This window comes from Thermococcus waiotapuensis, from assembly GCF_055384795.1.
Window position 1 is genome coordinate 379,867 of sequence record NZ_AP042429.1, and the last position, 16,085, is coordinate 395,951.

Annotated in this window: 20 protein-coding genes; 11 read left to right on the forward strand and 9 right to left on the reverse strand. The window is 54.6% G+C overall.

The window, feature by feature from the left end:
- Window positions 1–120 precede the first annotated feature (120 nt).
- Together ACZ47M_RS02140 and ACZ47M_RS02145 are read right to left on the reverse strand one after the other, a co-directional pair.
- A complete protein-coding gene (locus ACZ47M_RS02140) occupies window positions 121–1,209 on the reverse strand; it encodes an AAA family ATPase (protein ID WP_315340873.1) in 1,089 nt (362 codons plus the stop codon).
- Between the two features lie 196 nt (window positions 1,210–1,405).
- On the reverse strand, window positions 1,406–2,551 hold the full coding sequence (locus ACZ47M_RS02145) for a DUF763 domain-containing protein (protein WP_315339594.1): 1,146 nt from the start codon (window positions 2,549–2,551) through the stop codon (window positions 1,406–1,408).
- Window positions 2,552–2,720: 169 nt separating this feature from the next.
- Between ACZ47M_RS02145 and serK the strand changes: the two genes are divergently transcribed.
- Window positions 2,721–3,449 (forward strand): L-serine kinase SerK, encoded by a 729-nt coding sequence (gene serK / locus ACZ47M_RS02150; protein WP_315339596.1) that lies wholly within the window; start codon window positions 2,721–2,723, stop codon window positions 3,447–3,449.
- A gap of 171 nt (window positions 3,450–3,620) precedes the next feature.
- Complete coding sequence (locus ACZ47M_RS02155) at window positions 3,621–4,073, forward strand: DUF835 domain-containing protein (RefSeq protein WP_315339597.1); 453 nt, start codon at window positions 3,621–3,623, stop codon at window positions 4,071–4,073.
- Here ACZ47M_RS02155 and ACZ47M_RS02160 read toward each other — a convergent pair.
- Window positions 4,063–4,329 (reverse strand): hypothetical protein, encoded by a 267-nt coding sequence (locus ACZ47M_RS02160; protein WP_315339598.1) that lies wholly within the window; start codon window positions 4,327–4,329, stop codon window positions 4,063–4,065. The two genes, ACZ47M_RS02155 and ACZ47M_RS02160, sit on opposite strands and share 11 nt — an antisense overlap.
- A gap of 101 nt (window positions 4,330–4,430) precedes the next feature.
- On the opposite strand from ACZ47M_RS02160, the gene ACZ47M_RS02165 reads away from it, so the two are divergent.
- The 3 genes from ACZ47M_RS02165 (at window position 4,431) to pyrE (ending at window position 7,210) form a co-directional block, all read left to right on the forward strand.
- Window positions 4,431–5,783, forward strand: a complete 1,353-nt coding sequence (locus tag ACZ47M_RS02165) for an NfeD family protein (RefSeq protein WP_315339599.1) — start codon at window positions 4,431–4,433, stop codon at window positions 5,781–5,783.
- Window positions 5,784–6,584, forward strand: coding sequence for a slipin family protein (locus ACZ47M_RS02170; protein WP_315339600.1), 801 nt, complete (start codon window positions 5,784–5,786; stop codon window positions 6,582–6,584). It abuts the gene before it with no gap.
- A 77-nt stretch (window positions 6,585–6,661) separates the two neighbouring features.
- Window positions 6,662–7,210, forward strand: a complete 549-nt coding sequence (gene pyrE, locus ACZ47M_RS02175; protein WP_315339602.1) for an orotate phosphoribosyltransferase — start codon at window positions 6,662–6,664, stop codon at window positions 7,208–7,210.
- Here pyrE and ACZ47M_RS02180 read toward each other — a convergent pair.
- The 3 genes from ACZ47M_RS02180 to ACZ47M_RS02190 form a co-directional block, all read right to left on the reverse strand.
- Entirely contained in the window at window positions 7,194–7,505 is a 312-nt protein-coding gene (locus ACZ47M_RS02180) for a MinD/ParA family ATP-binding protein (RefSeq protein ID WP_315339604.1), read from the reverse strand. The genes pyrE and ACZ47M_RS02180 overlap by 17 nt on opposite strands.
- Window positions 7,506–7,699: 194 nt before the next feature.
- Window positions 7,700–8,023, reverse strand: a complete 324-nt coding sequence (locus ACZ47M_RS02185; RefSeq protein WP_315339607.1) for a nucleotide-binding protein — start codon at window positions 8,021–8,023, stop codon at window positions 7,700–7,702.
- Between the two features lie 69 nt (window positions 8,024–8,092).
- Window positions 8,093–8,314: an ArsR family transcriptional regulator gene (locus ACZ47M_RS02190; RefSeq protein ID WP_315340874.1), complete on the reverse strand. Its 222-nt coding sequence runs from the start codon at window positions 8,312–8,314 to the stop codon at window positions 8,093–8,095.
- A 111-nt stretch (window positions 8,315–8,425) separates the two neighbouring features.
- Here ACZ47M_RS02190 and rlmD point away from each other — a divergent pair, with 111 nt between their 5' ends.
- A complete protein-coding gene (gene rlmD, locus ACZ47M_RS02195) occupies window positions 8,426–9,691 on the forward strand; it encodes a 23S rRNA (uracil(1939)-C(5))-methyltransferase RlmD (protein ID WP_315339608.1) in 1,266 nt (421 codons plus the stop codon).
- A 54-nt stretch (window positions 9,692–9,745) separates the two neighbouring features.
- A complete protein-coding gene (lrpA, locus tag ACZ47M_RS02200; RefSeq protein WP_315339610.1) occupies window positions 9,746–10,171 on the forward strand; it encodes an HTH-type transcriptional regulator LrpA in 426 nt (141 codons plus the stop codon).
- 2 nt (window positions 10,172–10,173) lie between these two features.
- Here the strand turns inward: lrpA and ACZ47M_RS02205 are convergent, their stop codons facing one another.
- The 3 genes from ACZ47M_RS02205 to udp are packed head-to-tail and all read right to left on the reverse strand — an operon-like array spanning window position 10,174 to window position 12,118.
- Window positions 10,174–10,608 carry a tetratricopeptide repeat protein gene (locus ACZ47M_RS02205; protein WP_315339612.1) on the reverse strand — a complete coding sequence of 145 codons (435 nt, stop codon included), beginning with the start codon at window positions 10,606–10,608 and terminating at the stop codon, window positions 10,174–10,176.
- The gene (locus ACZ47M_RS02210) at window positions 10,605–11,267 is read right to left on the reverse strand and encodes a hypothetical protein (protein WP_315339613.1); all 663 of its coding nucleotides are present in this window, start codon (window positions 11,265–11,267) and stop codon (window positions 10,605–10,607) included. The genes ACZ47M_RS02205 and ACZ47M_RS02210 overlap by 4 nt, the downstream gene beginning before the upstream one ends.
- Before the next feature lie 5 nt (window positions 11,268–11,272).
- Window positions 11,273–12,118, reverse strand: coding sequence for a uridine phosphorylase (udp, locus tag ACZ47M_RS02215; protein WP_315339614.1), 846 nt, complete (start codon window positions 12,116–12,118; stop codon window positions 11,273–11,275).
- A 71-nt stretch (window positions 12,119–12,189) separates the two neighbouring features.
- On the opposite strand from udp, the gene ACZ47M_RS02220 reads away from it, so the two are divergent.
- The 4 genes from ACZ47M_RS02220 (at window position 12,190) to ACZ47M_RS02235 (ending at window position 16,082) form a co-directional block, all read left to right on the forward strand.
- A complete protein-coding gene (locus ACZ47M_RS02220; RefSeq protein ID WP_315339616.1) occupies window positions 12,190–13,254 on the forward strand; it encodes a pyridoxal-phosphate dependent enzyme in 1,065 nt (354 codons plus the stop codon).
- A gap of 32 nt (window positions 13,255–13,286) precedes the next feature.
- Window positions 13,287–14,165, forward strand: a complete 879-nt coding sequence (locus ACZ47M_RS02225; protein ID WP_315339617.1) for an MEMO1 family protein — start codon at window positions 13,287–13,289, stop codon at window positions 14,163–14,165.
- Window positions 14,166–14,289: 124 nt separating this feature from the next.
- The gene (locus ACZ47M_RS02230; protein ID WP_315339619.1) at window positions 14,290–15,294 is read left to right on the forward strand and encodes a mevalonate kinase; all 1,005 of its coding nucleotides are present in this window, start codon (window positions 14,290–14,292) and stop codon (window positions 15,292–15,294) included.
- Window positions 15,291–16,082, forward strand: coding sequence for an isopentenyl phosphate kinase (locus ACZ47M_RS02235; RefSeq protein WP_315339621.1), 792 nt, complete (start codon window positions 15,291–15,293; stop codon window positions 16,080–16,082). Before ACZ47M_RS02230 ends, ACZ47M_RS02235 begins: the two co-directional genes overlap by 4 nt.
- Window positions 16,083–16,085: the final 3 nt, after the last annotated feature.

Sequence of the window (16,085 nt, forward strand, 5' to 3'; positions counted from 1 at the left end):
TCCTTTTGAAACCCTCGGCGGAGTGAAGGATGGCAGAGTTTTCTACCTGCTAAAAGCGAAATGCAGGCCAATAGCGAGGGAACTCGGGGTGCCGCAGGGGAGCATGGTGTGTTTGCGGGGTTAATGGAGAAGGGCGAACTCAAGCACGGGGTCGGCTATGCCGTAGGTTACGTTTCTTCCCTCGACCCTCTTTTCTACGAAGGAAGCTTTCAGGAGCGCGTTGAGGAGCCTCGCCAGTGCGGCATCTTCGATCTCCCTCTTCTCCTTTCTTTCGAGCTCTCTCTTTAGCTCACCCCATGTGTTCTTGCCCGAGGCTATCGCCCGGAGAACGGTCAGATAGCGCCTTCTCGCAAGGGGGCGCTTTTCAAGGAAGCGCTCGAGCTCTGCTAAAGCGAGCCTGGATGCTTCTTCAAGAACCTTATGGATAACCTCCCCCCGAAAACCTTCCCTGAGCGAAACCACGCCGAACTTCACGAGCCAGCCCACTATTCCGTCGAGCCTGTCAATGGCATTCTCAAGAACTTCCTCCGGGGCATCAATGCCAGCTTGCTCAAAGCCCTTCCTGAGGAAGTCCAGGCTCTGCTCCCTTGAAAATCTTAAAAGCTCTATCTCTTGGAAGGCCCTCCCGTAGAGGGGGGCATCGGGATTCTCAACGCCGAGGAAGTCGTATAGGAGGCCAATTTCTGAACCGGTCAGGATGAATGTTGTCTCCCCGTAGTCGTAGAAGTGGGCTATCAGAGAGGCAAGTTCTTTTCCAGCCGGCCCTCTCGCTTCCTGGACTTCATCGAAAGCTATAACAAAGCCCTCGCCTTCGAGCGCCGAAATCAGGGAGTAAAGCGTTTCTGGGTTCTTCCACGAGAGCGAGACGCCGATTCTCGAAAGGTTCACGCCTTCTATGAGTTTTATCTTCTCCTTCAGCCTCGCAAAGAGGGGGGCGTTCTCTGAGAGATACTCATTTAGCGCCGCCTGAAAGCGGAGGTAGAGGTCGCGCCTTGAGTTCGGGTTCACCCCGCGGAGGTCTACTATCACGTGCGGAACCCTGGCTTCGTTGAGGGCAACCTTCAGGAGAGAGGTCTTCCCGAGTCTGCGGATTCCCTTGAGAACCACCAGCGGTTTACGGGATTCAATGGAGGTGAGTATCTCCTCAAGTTCCCCCTCCCTATCGTACAGGTCCTCCCTTCTGCTCTTGGGCCTCTCGTCGAAGTACAAACTAACACCCCGGTAGTATGCTAACACCACGATAGTTAAAAGGGTTACAGTTGGGTGGCCGGGGGATTAACCGAACATAGTGAAAAGGTGTTTTTGTCCTGTTCGTGGGGGGGGACTGCCTTGGGCAAAATCACCCGAAGATCACCAACACTCAGGGGCCCCGGTGCTTTGTGAGCTCCGAAAATGCAACAATCCATTAAGTTGCCCTCTTCTCCCCCTCCGGGAATTTCCAGTTCTTAGTTATCCTCGTTACGTTCCTTACGAGGGCCCTCTCCTCCGGATGCCTTGAGACGAGCTCTTCCAGGAAGGAAATCAGCCCATCGTATGCAGGCCTGTCAATCGGGAAGGGAACGCGATCCTTGCCGCCGACGGCGTAGCTGAACTTGAAGGGATCCGGCGGGTGGGTTACAGGATCCTTCCAGCTCGGGTGGACGTCGTAAACCAGCTCGAGGACGAGCGAGAGAGCCCTCAGGGTGCTCGGTCCGAGGCCCTTCACAAGAAGAAACTCCTCGTAGTTGTTCACGCCCAGCTCGCGGGCGAACTCCAGGGCTTTTTTGTTCAGCTCAAACTTTCCAAGACTCTCGTAACGCCTGAGAACCTCTTTTTCCCCGGGCTCGCGGGGCCTGTAATAGACGAGGGGCATATATCCCTTCGCCATGGCCTTCAAGCCCTCAAGTTCGCGCTCTATCTTAACTGGATTTTCCTGGATGACGTCGAGGAGGGTTTTCTGATACTCTTCCGCTTCCTTCGATACCGTGTTGAGGGCGAACTCCCTTTTAAGGCCAGATATGGCTTTGTGGGGGTCGAGGGTGAATGTTTCAGCGTCGAACCAGTGGAAGCGCCTCGCGAGCCTTTCCCTCCCGTTCATGCCCTGCTGAATCACTGCCCAGTTGCCCTTCTCATCGAGGAAGAAAACGTGATGGTAGAGCTGGTAACCGGTCTGGAGTGCAACCGTATCAACCTTGGCAACGAGCCGGGAGGTTCTGACGTAGGGCTCGGGGTCGAGCTCGTAGAGCTCGGCTATCTTCTTCAGCTCCTCGGGAGTTGCCCGGCTCTTCTTCCCCTTCCCTCCGGCCGCTTTTACCCCAAGCTCTTCCTCCCAGAGGGCGTCCTTTATCATGCCGGCCGTTACAGTTGTCGAGCCACTGCTGTCCCAGTCCATTCCAATAACGTTGTTGAATGCCTGAAACCACACCGGGTCGGAGAGCCTCTCGAGGAGGCCCCTCGTGCCGTATTCCTCGACTGCCAGGATGAGGACTAACCGGGTGAGCTTCCTCATCCGCCGGGCGAGCCAGGCCGGGACATGTCCGCCGTGGAGGGGCAGGTCAGCGACGTTCCTCATCGGAGTTATTTGGGCCTTTGGTGTTTTAACGGTTGTCCCTTAAAATCCTCGGGATTTTCCGTGCTTTTCCGCAAAATGCCCGGAGGATGTTGTGTGCATAGAAGGGAAAGCCTTTTTACCCCCCGTTTCGAGAGGGGTCTGAAGGTTTAACGCTCACGGAGGGTTGGAGATGGGAGTTGAAAAGGTTCCGAAGTACGACATTCCGACCAAGAAGGTTGACTACGTTTTTATCGAGCTCGACAAGATGAAGCCCCACGAACAGCTCGTCCAGAAGGAGCTCGAGGCCTTCATCGAGAGCGTCACCGGAAGCGGCATCTTCTGGAGGCCAATGCTCCTCGCGAAGGTTCCGGGCGAGGATGCCTACCTTATAGTTGACGGTCACCACCGCTGGGCTGGATTGCAGAAGCTTGGGGCGAAGAGGGCCCCCGCAGTGATACTCGACTACTTCAGCGATGAAGTCAAAGTTTACACATGGTACCCGGCCTTCAAGGGAGACCTCAACGAGGTCATTGAGAGGCTAAAGAAGGCAGGCCTTAAGGTAATCGAGAATCCAAAGGCGGAGGAGAAAGCAGAGAAGGGAGAGATAGCCTTCGCCCTCGTTGGAGAGAAGAGCTTCGCCATCCCCGGCTCGCTGGAGGAGCAGAAGAAAGTAAGTAAAGTGCTCGACGAGATGAGCGTTGAGGGGAGGATAGAGCTCATCTACTACGGCCTCAAGGAAGACGCGAGGGAAGACATGGCCAGGGGCGAGGTCGACTACGTCTTCATCAGAAAAGCCCCGAGCAAGGAGGAAGTTATGGAGCTCGTCAAGAGGGGTGAGGTCTTCTCTCCAAAGACCACCAGGCACGTCCTCCCCTTCAACCCGGACAGGATAGACGTCAAGCTCGAAGAGCTGTTCTGAAGGTTTTTAACCCCTCCACCTTTCCTTCTTCGCCCGATGATGACGGATCAACCGGCTGAGCCGTGATGACATCGGTCTTGTCTGAGGGGATTCATTTTTACATAGGCACCTACACAACCACCTGCGAAAAAGGCCTTTAAATTTTCAGGCGTTTAAACATGTGGTGGAAAAATGCTGCCGATCAGGAGCTTGGTCGCCCTCATTGGTCAGCTTTTTTCAGTGTCAATCCCACTCCAGACCTACCATGCCCACCCGACCCCTGTTGAGATAGTACGCTCCCGGGGGCAGGTGAGAGAGCCAAAGGTTCTTACCATTGGCAGACCGGGGGCCCCTTTGGAGGGCGATGCCATTTTTGTCAGCTCCCTCCCCGGCTTTGTGGGCCCCCGGGAGCTCCCCAGGCTTTTGCACGTGCTCATCTCACACCTGCAGGAGAACCCCGATGTTCCGGTGGTTGTAGAATGCCTTGAGTATCTGGCACTCCACAACGGTTTTGAAAGCCTGCTAAAGTTCCTGAATACCCTCCGGGACTATGCCATCCTCCACGGCGGGAAGGTTTACCTCGTGACGGACCCTTCGGCATGGACTGAGAGGGAATACGCCCTCCTTGAGAGGCTTACCTTTTAGCCAGCCACTTATCAAGCTTTACCGGGTTCCTTCTGATGTCCCTGAGGGTGAGGACGTAGAGCTTCCTCCCATCCTGGCCTCTCCTTATTCTTATCTCCCCCGCCTCCTCGAGAAGAACCAGCGCGTTCTTTATCTCACCCTCATTTAGACCGGCCTTTTTGACTTCCTCCCAGAAGTTGCCCGATGGTGAGTACATCGAGGCCTCTCTGACGATTTTCCAGGCGCGTTTTATTTTGGCGTCTTTTGCCCCCGTCATGAGGATTGTTTCCTCGTCAGGGATTATAAAACCCCACCCAACTGCTTAAAAACGGGATGGGTGCAAACTTTTTAAACTTTCATGAGTACTAAGCAATGGCGATGAAGATGAGAGTGGGAACACTGGTCGGCCTCATCTTTCTGGTTTCCCTTTTAGTTCTCTCCTCAGCTAGCGCTTCTGCTGCTGAGACCAGGGTGGTTTACGTTGCCACTTTTGAGGGAGTGATAACCAGCTATTCTGTTGACCAATTTTCACGATACATCGAGATTGCAGAGTCCAATCACGCCGAAGCCCTGGTAATAGAACTCGACACCCCTGGAGGCAGGGGAGATGCAATGCAGGAGATCATCCAGAGGATCCAGGAGTCAAAAGTGCCGGTGATAATCTACGTCTCTCCAAGGGGGGCAATAGCGGCATCGGCCGGTACTTACATAGCCCTCAGCTCCCATCTAATAGCCATGGCGCCGGGGACAAGTATAGGTGCCTGCGAGCCGATACTTGGCTACTCCTCAAACGGAAGCATAGTGAGGGCCCCCGAGAAGATCAGGAACTTCTACATAGCCTACATCAAAAGCCTGGCCCAGGCAAGCGGGAGAAACGAAACAATAGCAGAGCTGTTTATTACGGAAGACTTAAGCCTCACGCCAGAGGAAGCTCTGAAGAGCCACGTTATAGAGGTTGTAGCTGATGACGTCAATGACCTCCTCCAGAAGGCGAACGGGATGAGAACCAAGATTCCCGTTGCTGGAAAAGGTTACGTAACCCTGAACTTCACAGATGCTCGGATTGTAAAGGTTGGGCCATCACTCAAAGACGAAGTAGTCAGGTACATATCTGACCCAACGGTGGCTTATATCCTCATAAACATCGGCATCCTCGGCCTCATCTTCGGCTTCTTAACACCCGGCTGGCACGTTCCCGAGACAGTGGGGGCAATACTCCTTGTCCTTGGGGTCATAGGCCTGGGTTACTTTGGCTACAACAGCGCGGGCCTGCTCCTCATCGGGCTCTCGATAATCTTCTTCATAGCCGAGGCGCTGACACCGACCTTCGGCCTCTTTACCGTTGCGGGGGTAATAACCATGGTAATCGGCGGAGTTCTCCTCTTCGGGGGTGGAGACGAGTATTTGATACAGGGTTCAACGTTCTCGACGCTGAGAATGGTCATCATAACAATAGCCCTGCTCCTTGGCCTGTTCTTCGCCTTCGGTGTTACTGCCGTCGTGAGGGACAGGAAAAAGAAAGCCCAGACTGGCAGGGAGGAAATGATAGGTGAAACCGGAAAGGTCGTCCAGGATCTCAGCCCCGAGGGAATGGTGAAAATAAGGGGCGAGCTCTGGAAGGCAGTGAGCAGGAACGGGGAAACAATAAAGGCCGGGGAGGTCGTCAGGGTTGTTGGGATGAATGGTCTGACTCTTATTGTTGAGAAAGTTCAAGAAAAGGAGGTGCAGTGAATGGCAGGTGTGGGAAGTTTGGTTTTGGCCATAGTGTTGCTTTTTGTTTTGATTTTCCTGGCAAGCGCAATAAAGATAGTCAAGGAGTACGAGAGGGCAGTGATTTTCAGGCTCGGCAGGGTCGTCGGCGCCAGAGGCCCGGGACTGTTCTTCATTATTCCACTATTCGAAAAGGCCTACATAGTGGACTTAAGAACCAGGGTTCTCGACGTCCCGGTTCAGGAGACCATAACCAAGGACAACGTGCCCGTTAAGGTGAACGCCGTCGTCTACTTCCGCGTCGTCGATCCGGTCAAGACTGTGACCCAGGTGGCCAACTATATAATGGCGACCAGCCAGATAGCCCAGACAACTCTGAGGAGCGTCATAGGCCAGGCCCACCTCGATGAACTCCTCAGCGAGAGGGAGAAGCTCAACATGGAGCTCCAGAAGATCATAGACGAGGCAACCGATCCCTGGGGAATAAAGGTCTCCACGGTGGAGATAAAGGACGTTGAACTACCAGCGGGAATGCAGAAGGCCATGGCAAGGCAGGCAGAGGCCGAGCGTGAGAGGAGGGCAAGGATAACCCTGGCCGAGGCAGAGAGGCAGGCCGCCGAGAAGCTCAGGGAGGCGGCTGAGATCATAAGCGAGCATCCAATGGCCCTGCAGCTCAGAACGCTTCAAACAATAAGCGACGTCGCGAACGACAAGAGCAACGTCATAGTACTGCCCCTTCCGATGGAGATGCTCAAGCTATTCAAGAGCCTTGCCGAGGTCAGCGAGGCCGCGAAAAAGGTCATGGAAGAGGGAAAGAGATAGTGAGGCCGCTACATTTTTAAACTTTTTTCTGCTGATTCCTTCAGCTGAGCTTTGAAAAGTTTAAACGGGTGTGTCAAATGAGCGAGAAGGAGAGGCTCATCGAGAAGATGTTCGAGGCAAAGGCCATTCTCTTCGGCCACTTTGTTCTGGCCTCGGGAAAGGAGAGCAACTATTACATCAACGTCAAGAAAGTGGTCACCGACCCGGAGGCCTTGAAGCTCATAGCCCGCCTGATGGCCGAAAAGGCTCAATCGGAGGGGATTGAGTTCGACAGGGTGGCAGGCCCGGAGCTCGGTGCGGTGCCAATTGCGACCGCTTTATCCCTCGAAACCGGAAAGCCCCTCGTCATAGTCCGGAAGAAGCCCAAAGACTACGGAACCGGAAGTCAGGTCGAGGGGGAAGTTAGGGAGGGAGAAAGGATTCTGCTCGTTGAGGACGTCACAACGACCGGGGGAAGTGTTCTGAATGCCGCTAGGGTTCTCGAGTCTCTCGGGGCTAAGATAGCTGCCATATCGGTTGTTGTTGACCGCGAGGAAGGGGCGGATGAGAACATAAGGGGGAACGGATACAGGTTCTTGCCAGTCCTCCGGGTATCGGAGTTGCTGGGATCTAACTCCAGTGGATGATCCCGTGGAGGGCCTCCCGGATCGAATGCCCGTATTCGCTCCATTTTGACTTTTTGTGATGCTTTTTTCCGAAAATCCAGGTGGCCAGGTTTTCTCCGAGTTCCAGAAGATCTTTGGAAGCCTGAATCCTGGGGAACTTTGCAAGAACCGGTGTTCCGTAGTTCGAAGCTAAGGGAACGTTGCTGTCAAGGGATATAACGCCCAGAACGGGTGCTTTAACGACGTCCTCAATAAAACCTACAACCTCGTCCAGATCCCCTTTGGCTTCCCGGACCTTGTTGATGACGATGCCCACCTTCAGATCGAACTCTCCCCAGGGCTTTCAGCTTTATTAGCTCGTTTTCCAGCATTCTCCTGAAGCTGTATATCGGTGATCTTTCCAGCTCCAAAACTATCAGCTGGTATTCCACAAGGTTGAACGTCGATAGTGTGTCGAAGGGCACCCCAACGGGGGAATCCACTATTGTCATGTTGTATCTCTCCCTGTATTCAGAAACTACCCTGGCCAGGTTTCTCGGGTCTAGATTCGTATATGTTGGAGCTTCCCGGAACTACGTAGACTCCTGTCTTTGGATCTCTATAAACGGCGCTGAAGGGATTTGCCCTGGGGTCTTTGAGAATAGAGTGCAGGTTCACCGCCGGGTTGTATATCCCGAAATGAAACGCGAGTTTGGGTAAGAACAGATCCCCGTCAATTACAACGGTGTCCAGTCCCTCTTCCCGGGTAAAATACACGCCAAGGTTGCTGGCTATTGTTGTTTTCCCCGCACCTCCCCTCCCGGTGATAATAATGCCCGGCATTGTGTCTACCATACTCATCTACAACCTTACGGGTAGAAATAGTTTTCTGTACGGCCCAAAACAAAATGGGGGTAAAGGGGATTAAACTTTAACGTAATCGGCGAGAGTTTTCGCCTTTACAAAGATGCTGGCCTTGTCCTTTCCGTAGAAGAGCTCAACTAAACCGTCGGATTCAAGTTCTTTCAGCGTTGAGAGAAGCTCCGGGCGGGATGTTTCGAGCTCGGCGCTCAGGTGCTGGAGGGCAACGGCCTTTTTCTTCGTTACCAGAACCTTATACACAATCTCTTTCCTGCGCCTCAACATCCACCGAACACCAGTGTAGTATACCACTCCCTATAAATAAACTTTGCTGAAAAAATTTGGGCAATGCGGCAACCGGCATAATTTATAAACCTCTCCCCCCACAGCCAACCCATGCCATTCGAAATTGAGATCAAAAGCCTGAGCGACGAAGGCCTTGGGGTTGGTCTTCTGGGCAAGAAGAAGGTCTACGTTCCCTTTTCTGCTCCGGGGGATTTGGTCAGAGTTTACAAAACACGCGGAAAAAAGAGAAAAATCCTTGCAGAAGAATTCGAGTTTTTAAGGCGGTCTGATCTCGTTGTTAATCCCGCGTGCCCCTACGCGGGAAAATGCGGGGGCTGTCTTCTCCAGCACCTCCCCTACGATGAACAAATACGCTTTAAAGAGGCAAAACTCGGGCGGCTTCTCGGGATGGACATTAAAGTTATCCCTTCCCCCAAAATTTTTGGCCACAGAAACAGAATCGACGTTGTCATTTCGACAAAAGGTATCGGGTTCAGGCGCTATGGAACCTGGTGGGATGCAGTGGAGATAGATCACTGCCCCATCTTCGGGGATTCATCCGGAAGGGTTCTCTCCTCTTTGAGGGAATTCATCGAGGATCACAGGGTTACCCTTTATGAGCTCCAAAAAAACGAAGGTTTTCTCCGCTACATCGTTATCCGGGAAGGCAAGTTCACGGGGGAGCTCATGGTGAACCTGGTTACATCACCCGGGGAACTGCCGCAGGAGTTCCCAAACTACTTCGACTACGCAGATTCAGTATACTGGAGCGTCAATAGAACGCCGAGCGATGTCTCCTACGGGGAAATCAAAAGGTTCTGGGGGGAGGAGTACATAAAAGAAAAGCTCGGGGATGTGGTCTATCTAATCCATCCAAACAGCTTTTTCCAGACGAACAGCTACCAGGCCTTCAACCTCGTTGAGGCAGTGAGCGGGTTCTCCGAGGGCGGGCGGGTTCTCGATCTTTACTCGGGTGTGGGCACCTTCGGTGTTTATCTCGCCAGGCGGGGCTTTGAAGTTGAGGGGATTGAGGTCAACCCCTTCGCGGTGGAGATGGCCAGGAGAAACGCGCAAATCAACGGCGTTGAGGCGGACTTTAAAGTTGGCTCCGACCGCGACGTGGAGGGTCTCTCACGTTACGACACCGTTGTTGTTGACCCGCCCCGGGCGGGGCTCCATCCGAAGCTCGTTGAGAGAATTCTAAAGGATGAACCCGAAAACCTTATCTACGTTTCCTGCAATCCGGAGACGCTCGTCAGGGATCTCAATCAGCTTTCGAAAAAATACTCCGTGTTGGATGCCATGGGGCTTGATATGTTCCCCCACACTCCCCACGTGGAGGTTGCCGTTAAGCTGGGCCTGAACCGGAACCAATAAGTTGATATACAATTCCGTTATAGTTTGGATTTAGAAGTGAAGGGGTGATGGAAAGTGCTGGACGAGAGGGATAAGATCATCATCGAAATGTTGACCAAAGACGCCAGGACACCGTTCACCGAGATAGCCAAGGTTCTGGGCATAAGCGAGACCGCCGTAAGGAAACGCGTCAAGGCCCTCGAAGAGGCGGGGGTTATAAAGCAGTACACGATAGTCGTGGATCCCTCAAAGCTGGACTACAACCTGGTCAGCATAACCGGGGTGGACACACTCCCGGAGAAGATCTTTGAAGTGGCCCAGAAGCTCAGGGAGTTTGAGTTCGTGAAGGCTGTCTACCTTACGAGCGGAGACCACATGATAATGGCCGAGATATGGGCCAGGGACGGGAATGACCTCTCGGACATAATCTCCAACAAAATCGGCAAGATCAGCGGAGTTACCAAGGTCTGCCCGGCGATAATCCTGGAAAAGCTCAAGTGAGTTTAGAACAGGCCGAGGGCCCTTGCCTCGAACTCCCTTTGGATCTTTACTCCCAGGTCAAAAACCCTCTTAGAAAGGGCCCTGAGCCCGGGGTCGTTCCTCGCTTCCGCTTCCCCGAGGAGCTCAAAGGCGAAGGACTTGAGGGCCCTCGCAAGGAGGTAGTCGCTTTTGGCATTCACCATCTTTCGGAGGATATCCTCGTCTAAAACGTCCATCTCCAGCATTTTTTGCAGAAGCAGGAGCTTTTTAACCGGGCTCAAAATCTTTCTGGCAAACTCCGAGGCTTTTTCAAAGTCGCCTTCATCGAGCGCGTGGAGGGCCAGGAGATAGCTGAGCTCGCTTGCACTGGAAGCTCTTTCCCAAAGCTCCTCTGCCCTCTCAAAGTTCCCCGCTTTCAGGTATATGACTCCAGCTTCCTCAAGGAGGCGGCTCCTCAAGGGTTCTTCAAGCAACCCAGCCCAGTACTCAAGCTCCTCAACGTTGGCGCTCCAGATCGGAATCTCAAAGTACTCGATGAGGTATTCCTTCCGCCCCTTTCCCGGTGCCCCCACCTCTGGCCTTGGGGGAACCGCCCGGGGGTCTCACCCTGCGGAACAACGGCGTTCCTGAACTCCCCTTTCATCCTCAGAAGCTCCGAACCCGGCATTAGCTTGCCGTCCTTGAGGCTTATCCACTGCGGCAGGGGTTTAAGGAGCTCTATGTCCCCCTCGTCCAGACCCAGCTCGCTCAGGCTTACCCCGGTGTTGTGCTTCTCAACTATCGCCCTGGCCAACATGGCAGAGACAGCTTTGAGGGCCTTTTTACGCGTGAATTCGCTTTTTATCTTACTGGCCGCCAGGATTGCCTGCCTGAAGAGCCCGCTCTTGGAAAAAACGTATGAGATGTCCCTGAGCGTCTCGTCACGGAGGGACTCCGTTGAGATGCTCTCCGCCACTTCCAAGGCCTTCTCGGGTCTCTCCATGGCGTAAGCTTCAGCTATCCATTTCAGGGCGTAGTCCCTCCAGTAGGTATCCTTTATATTCCCGGCTAAAGCCAGGGCCGCGCCGGGGTTCCCCCCGTTTAGGAGCCTCTTTATCTCAATCAACCTTTCGTCCAAGCCCCTCACCGCGCACCCTTAGACCTGAGCCCCGGGAACCAGACCTTTTTCCCGGCTTTCTCCTTCTCCTCATCCCACTCGTGGAGTATCCTTACAGCCTCGCTCGCTACCAGGGCCGCTTCTTTCTCTCCCGCCTTGCCAAACTCGTTGGTGATCCTGTTGGCAAAGACGGCGCAGATGCAACCCGCTCTGAGGCCGTAGATGTTCGCCAGCGTGTAGAGGGTAGCGGCCTCCATCTCAAAGTTGGTAACCCTTGCCTGCCTGAGGTCGTCGAGGATGTTCCTGGCAAAGCTCGGGAAGTAGCCGTTTAAGCCCGGCCTGCCCTGCCCGAGGTAGAAGCTGTCCGTTGAAGCTGCTATACCCACGTGGTACCTGACGCCTAAACTCTCGGCCGCTTCAATCAAGGCCATCGTGACCTCCAAATCGGCAACGGCAGGGTATTCAATCCTTACGTACTGCTTTGAAGTTCCCTCGAGCCTCACAGCGGCCTTCGCAATGATTAAGTCCCCTATCTCTATCCCGGGCTGTATCGCACCGGTCGAGCCAACGCGGATGAAGGTGTCGGCACCTATCGCCGCTAACTCTTCAACGGCTATGGCTGTCGACGGCCCGCCTATGCCCGTTGATGTGACGCTTATCGGAACGCCCCTGTATTTCCCGGTGTGCGTCCTGTACTCGCGGTGGAAGGCTATCTCCCTCGCCTCATCCCAGAGCGAGCTTATCTTAGGAACCCTCCCAGGGTCTCCTGGAAGGAGAACGTAGCGCGCAACGTCACCGGGCTTGCAGGCTATGTGGTACTGGTAGCCCTCCTCTGTTTGAGGCCTCTCGGCCGAGATGAACTTCTCCCCCATGACAACCACCTTTTTATGCTCCTTTGCGCTATGATCAGCGCTGGAACTAAAAAGCCTTTGGGGTTGAAAGCATGCTCAGGTGCACGAGGTGCGGCAGGACTTATCCCGAGACATTCAGGATGGGATGCGACTGCGGTGGGACGCTACTCGTTGAAAGGGACTATTACGACTTCTCCGGAAGCCTCCTGCCCTACCTGGACATCAGGAGATACCTCAGCTTCCTCCCCATCGGGGGCAACTACCTTCCCCCCGCGATACCGGCTATAACGCCAACCGCTTCAGTTCAGATAGGGTCGGTCTTTGCCCTCTTCAAGCTCGACTACCTCCAGCCGAGCGGCTCTTTCAAGGATAGAGGGACATGGGTAACCGTGGCAAAGCTGATGGAGGAAGGGATAAGCGAGGTAGTCCTCGACAGCTCCGGAAACGCCGCCCTAAGCATGGCCCTCTACTCACCTCCCGCCGGTATAAAGGCCCACGTCTTCGTCTCCTACGATACCCTTCCAGAAAAGCTCTCCCTCCTCCAGAGACTCGGTGCGATTGTCCACTTCGTCGAAGGGGACAGAATGGCCGTTCACGAGAGGGCTAAGGAGTTCGCCGAGAGGGAAGGCCTAACATACGTCTCCCACTGGCTTAACCCCTACTTCATCGAAGGAACAAAAACGGCCGCCTTTGAGGTTTACGAGCAGGTTGGGGTCCTGGACTACGTTTTGGTCCCCACGGGGAGCGGGACTCTGTTCCTCGGCCTCTGGAAGGGCTTTAAAGAGCTTGAGATGATGGATGAGATAGCAGAGCTCCCGGTCTTCGTTGCTGTTCAAGCGGCTGGTTACGAGAGCCTGTGTAATCGCTCGCCCGTAAAGAACAGCCTCGCCGATGGAATAGCGATTCCCAGGCCACCCCGCCTTGGGGAGATGAAGCGGGCCCTAAAAGAGACGAACGGCCTCTGCGTGAGCGTTGACGAAACTGAAACCAGGAGGGCACTGGGCTGGCTTAAAGGGGCGGGCTTCCTCGTTGAGCCCACCTCTGCCGTTGTTCTTGCGGCAATGTGGAAGCTGGTCGAGACCGGGGAAATAGCTGAGGGCTCAAGGGTTCTGCTACCCCTGACGGGCTCGGGCCTCAAGCTGACCGAAGGGATTTAAACTTCGATGACGAGAATGTTGGGGGTGGGAGAATGGAAGTCAGGTATCCTGCGGTCGCGGGTAGCTTCTATCCCGATGACGAGACTCTCTTGGGGATGCTCGAGAGGTTCTTCAGAGATTTGGGCGAGGAGGGAAACAAGAGGAAAATCACTGCAGGCGTTGCACCGCACGCCGGCTACGTTTTCTCAGGTTACACAGCCAGCAGAACCTACAAGGCGATATTTGAGGACGGCTTGCCTGAAACCTTCGTGATACTCGGGCCCAACCACACCGGACTGGGCTCACCCATAGCCGTCTACCCGGAGGGTGAGTGGCTAACCCCGCTTGGAGGCGTAGAAGTCGATTCCGAGATGGCCAAGGCGATAGCGAGGCTCTCGGGAATAGCGGATCTCGACAAGCGGGCGCACACTTACGAACACTCTATAGAGGTGCAGGTGCCCTTCATCCAGTACATCGCTGAGCAGGCCGGAAAGGACGTAAAAATCGTCCCCATAACCCTCGGAATCCAGGACGAAGAAGTTGCCCGGGACCTTGGAAAAGCCATCTTTGAGGCCTCTAAGGGGCTCGGGAGGGACGTTGTCGTTATTGCCAGCACCGACTTCACCCACTATGGGGTAGTTTACGGCTACGTGCCGTTCAGGGCCAGGGCTGACGAGCTTCCCCACAGGATAAAGGAGTGGGACTTTCAGGTGATAAGGCACATACTTGACTTTGACGTTGATGGGATGTTCAACGAGGTTAGAAAGCTCGACCACACGATGTGCGGGCCCGGTGGCGTTGGGACCGCGATAGTTTACTCCCGCCTGGCTGGTGCGGTTGAGGCCGAGCTGCTCCACTACACCACGAGCTTTGAGGTGAGCCGCTCGACCGACGCCGTGGTTGGCTACGCGAGCATAGTGATGAGGAAGTGAGCGAAAGGGTGATAGGGATCCTCGGTAACCGGAGGGCGCTCAAAAAGAACTTGCATTGTTTTCGGAATGAAAACGACCTGGATGAGGTTGAATTCCGCTTAAAAAGTACTCTGGAGGGTCAAAGATGAGGGTTCTGGCCTCTGCTCCCGCTAAAATCATCCTCTTCGGGGAGCACAGCGTGGTTTACGGAAAGCCGGCAATAGCGGCCGCCATAAATCTCCGAACCTACGTCAGGGCCGAGTTCAACGACTCCAAAAGGATAAAGATCGAGGCCCACGACATAAAGACGCCCGGCTTGATAGTTTCCTTCTCAGAGAACGAGATATACTTCGAGAGCGACTACGGAAAGGCCGCCGAGGTTCTAAGCTATGTCCGCCAGGCGATAGAGCTCGTCATGGAGGAGGCTGATGCAAACGGGAAAGGGGTAACGGTCTCAATAACTTCTCAGATTCCCGTTGGGGCGGGACTTGGAAGCTCCGCTGCCGTTGCCGTTGCAACCATTGGGGCGGTCTCGAAGCTCCTCGGCCTCGAGCTCACCCGCGAGGAGATAGCCAAACTCGGCCACCGCGTTGAGCTCCTGGTTCAGGGTGCTTCAAGCGGGGTAGATCCGACGATTTCAGCCATAGGGGGGATAATCCACTACGAGAAGGGCAAGTTCGAGCACCTCCCCTTCGTGGAGTTGCCGATAGTCGTTGGTTACACGGGCTCGAGCGGCCCAACCAAAGAGCTGGTGGCGATGGTGAGGAGAACCTACGAGGAGATGCCCGAGATAGTCGAGCCGATCCTGACTTCAATGGGTAAGGTCGTGGAGGAGGCGATTGAGACATTATTATCTGAGCTCGAGGAGGGGATGAAGCTCGCCCGCCTCGGCAGGCTCATGAACATCAACCACGGCCTTTTGGACGCCCTTGGTGTTTCCACCAAGAAGCTCAGCGAGCTTGTCTACGCCGCGAGAACCGCCGGCGCCCTGGGGGCGAAGATAACCGGAGCCGGGGGAGGCGGCTGTATGTATGCTTTAGCTCCTGAGAAGCAGAGCGAAGTGGCAACGGCCATAACGATAGCAGGAGGAACGCCAATTATAACCGAGATAAGTCGCGAAGGACTCCGTATAGAGGAGGTTCTGCCATGATAATCGTCAAAATCGGCGGAAGCGTCTTCAGCGACAAGAGAGGCAACCCAGAGAACTTTGACATGGAAACCGTCAGGACGATAGCGAGGGAGATGGCGAACTTTTATCCCGGGGAAGACTTTATCGTAGTCCACGGCGGGGGCAGCTTCGGCCACCCCGAGGCGAAAAAGTACGGCATAAGGGAAGGCCTGCCCGGGGACTGGGAGTCGGCAAGCCTCAAAAGGGTCGGCTTTACTCTGACCCACCAGGCGATGCTGAGGGCAAACGCGAGGTTCATAGAGGCCTTTGTCGCCGAGAACCTGCCCGCTTTCTCTGTCTCTACCTCTTCCATCTTCATAACCGAGAACGGGGAAGTGGCCTACGGCGACCTTGAGGTCATTGAAAGGTTACTGGAACTGAAGTTCATCCCGGTGCTCTTCGGCGACGTCTCCCTCGACCTTGCAAAGGGGATAGACATCCTTTCCGGCGACCAGGTAATAACCTACCTCGCCAGGATGCTTCAGCCAAAGAAGGTGATCTTCCTAATGGATGTAGACGGCATTTATTACGGAAAGCCCGGGGAGGGGGGGCTGATCCAGAACCTCTCAAGGGATGAAATCGACGCCCTGCTCGAGGGGTTCCACTGCACTGCCTCTGGAACAGACGTTACCGGGGGAATATGCAACAAGCTCAGGGAGGCAAAAAAGATAGCAGGTTACTCTGAAGTCTGGTTCGTGAACGGAAAAGTCCCCGGAAGGTTGAGCGGGGCGATAAGGGGGGATGGCTTCGGGACGAGGGTGAGGGGGTGAGAA

What these genes read in the sequence shown, in the direction of transcription:
- ACZ47M_RS02185 (WP_315339607.1), bottom strand. Translation starts at nt 8,023, where the DNA reads ATGGTAGACACAATGCCGGGCATTATTATCACCGGGAGGGGAGGTGCG.
- ACZ47M_RS02235 (WP_315339621.1), top strand. Translation starts at nt 15,291, where the DNA reads ATGATAATCGTCAAAATCGGCGGAAGCGTCTTCAGCGACAAGAGAGGC.
- rlmD (WP_315339608.1), top strand. Translation starts at nt 8,426, where the DNA reads ATGCCATTCGAAATTGAGATCAAAAGCCTGAGCGACGAAGGCCTTGGG.
- ACZ47M_RS02165 (WP_315339599.1), top strand. Translation starts at nt 4,431, where the DNA reads ATGAAGATGAGAGTGGGAACACTGGTCGGCCTCATCTTTCTGGTTTCC.
- udp (WP_315339614.1), bottom strand. Translation starts at nt 12,118, where the DNA reads ATGGGGGAGAAGTTCATCTCGGCCGAGAGGCCTCAAACAGAGGAGGGC.
- ACZ47M_RS02220 (WP_315339616.1), top strand. Translation starts at nt 12,190, where the DNA reads ATGCTCAGGTGCACGAGGTGCGGCAGGACTTATCCCGAGACATTCAGG.
- ACZ47M_RS02145 (WP_315339594.1), bottom strand. Translation starts at nt 2,551, where the DNA reads ATGAGGAACGTCGCTGACCTGCCCCTCCACGGCGGACATGTCCCGGCC.
- ACZ47M_RS02155 (WP_315339597.1), top strand. Translation starts at nt 3,621, where the DNA reads ATGCTGCCGATCAGGAGCTTGGTCGCCCTCATTGGTCAGCTTTTTTCA.
- ACZ47M_RS02170 (WP_315339600.1), top strand. Translation starts at nt 5,784, where the DNA reads ATGGCAGGTGTGGGAAGTTTGGTTTTGGCCATAGTGTTGCTTTTTGTT.
- ACZ47M_RS02230 (WP_315339619.1), top strand. Translation starts at nt 14,290, where the DNA reads ATGAGGGTTCTGGCCTCTGCTCCCGCTAAAATCATCCTCTTCGGGGAG.
- ACZ47M_RS02160 (WP_315339598.1), bottom strand. Translation starts at nt 4,329, where the DNA reads ATGACGGGGGCAAAAGACGCCAAAATAAAACGCGCCTGGAAAATCGTC.
- serK (WP_315339596.1), top strand. Translation starts at nt 2,721, where the DNA reads ATGGGAGTTGAAAAGGTTCCGAAGTACGACATTCCGACCAAGAAGGTT.
- pyrE (WP_315339602.1), top strand. Translation starts at nt 6,662, where the DNA reads ATGAGCGAGAAGGAGAGGCTCATCGAGAAGATGTTCGAGGCAAAGGCC.
- ACZ47M_RS02190 (WP_315340874.1), bottom strand. Translation starts at nt 8,314, where the DNA reads ATGTTGAGGCGCAGGAAAGAGATTGTGTATAAGGTTCTGGTAACGAAG.
- ACZ47M_RS02225 (WP_315339617.1), top strand. Translation starts at nt 13,287, where the DNA reads ATGGAAGTCAGGTATCCTGCGGTCGCGGGTAGCTTCTATCCCGATGAC.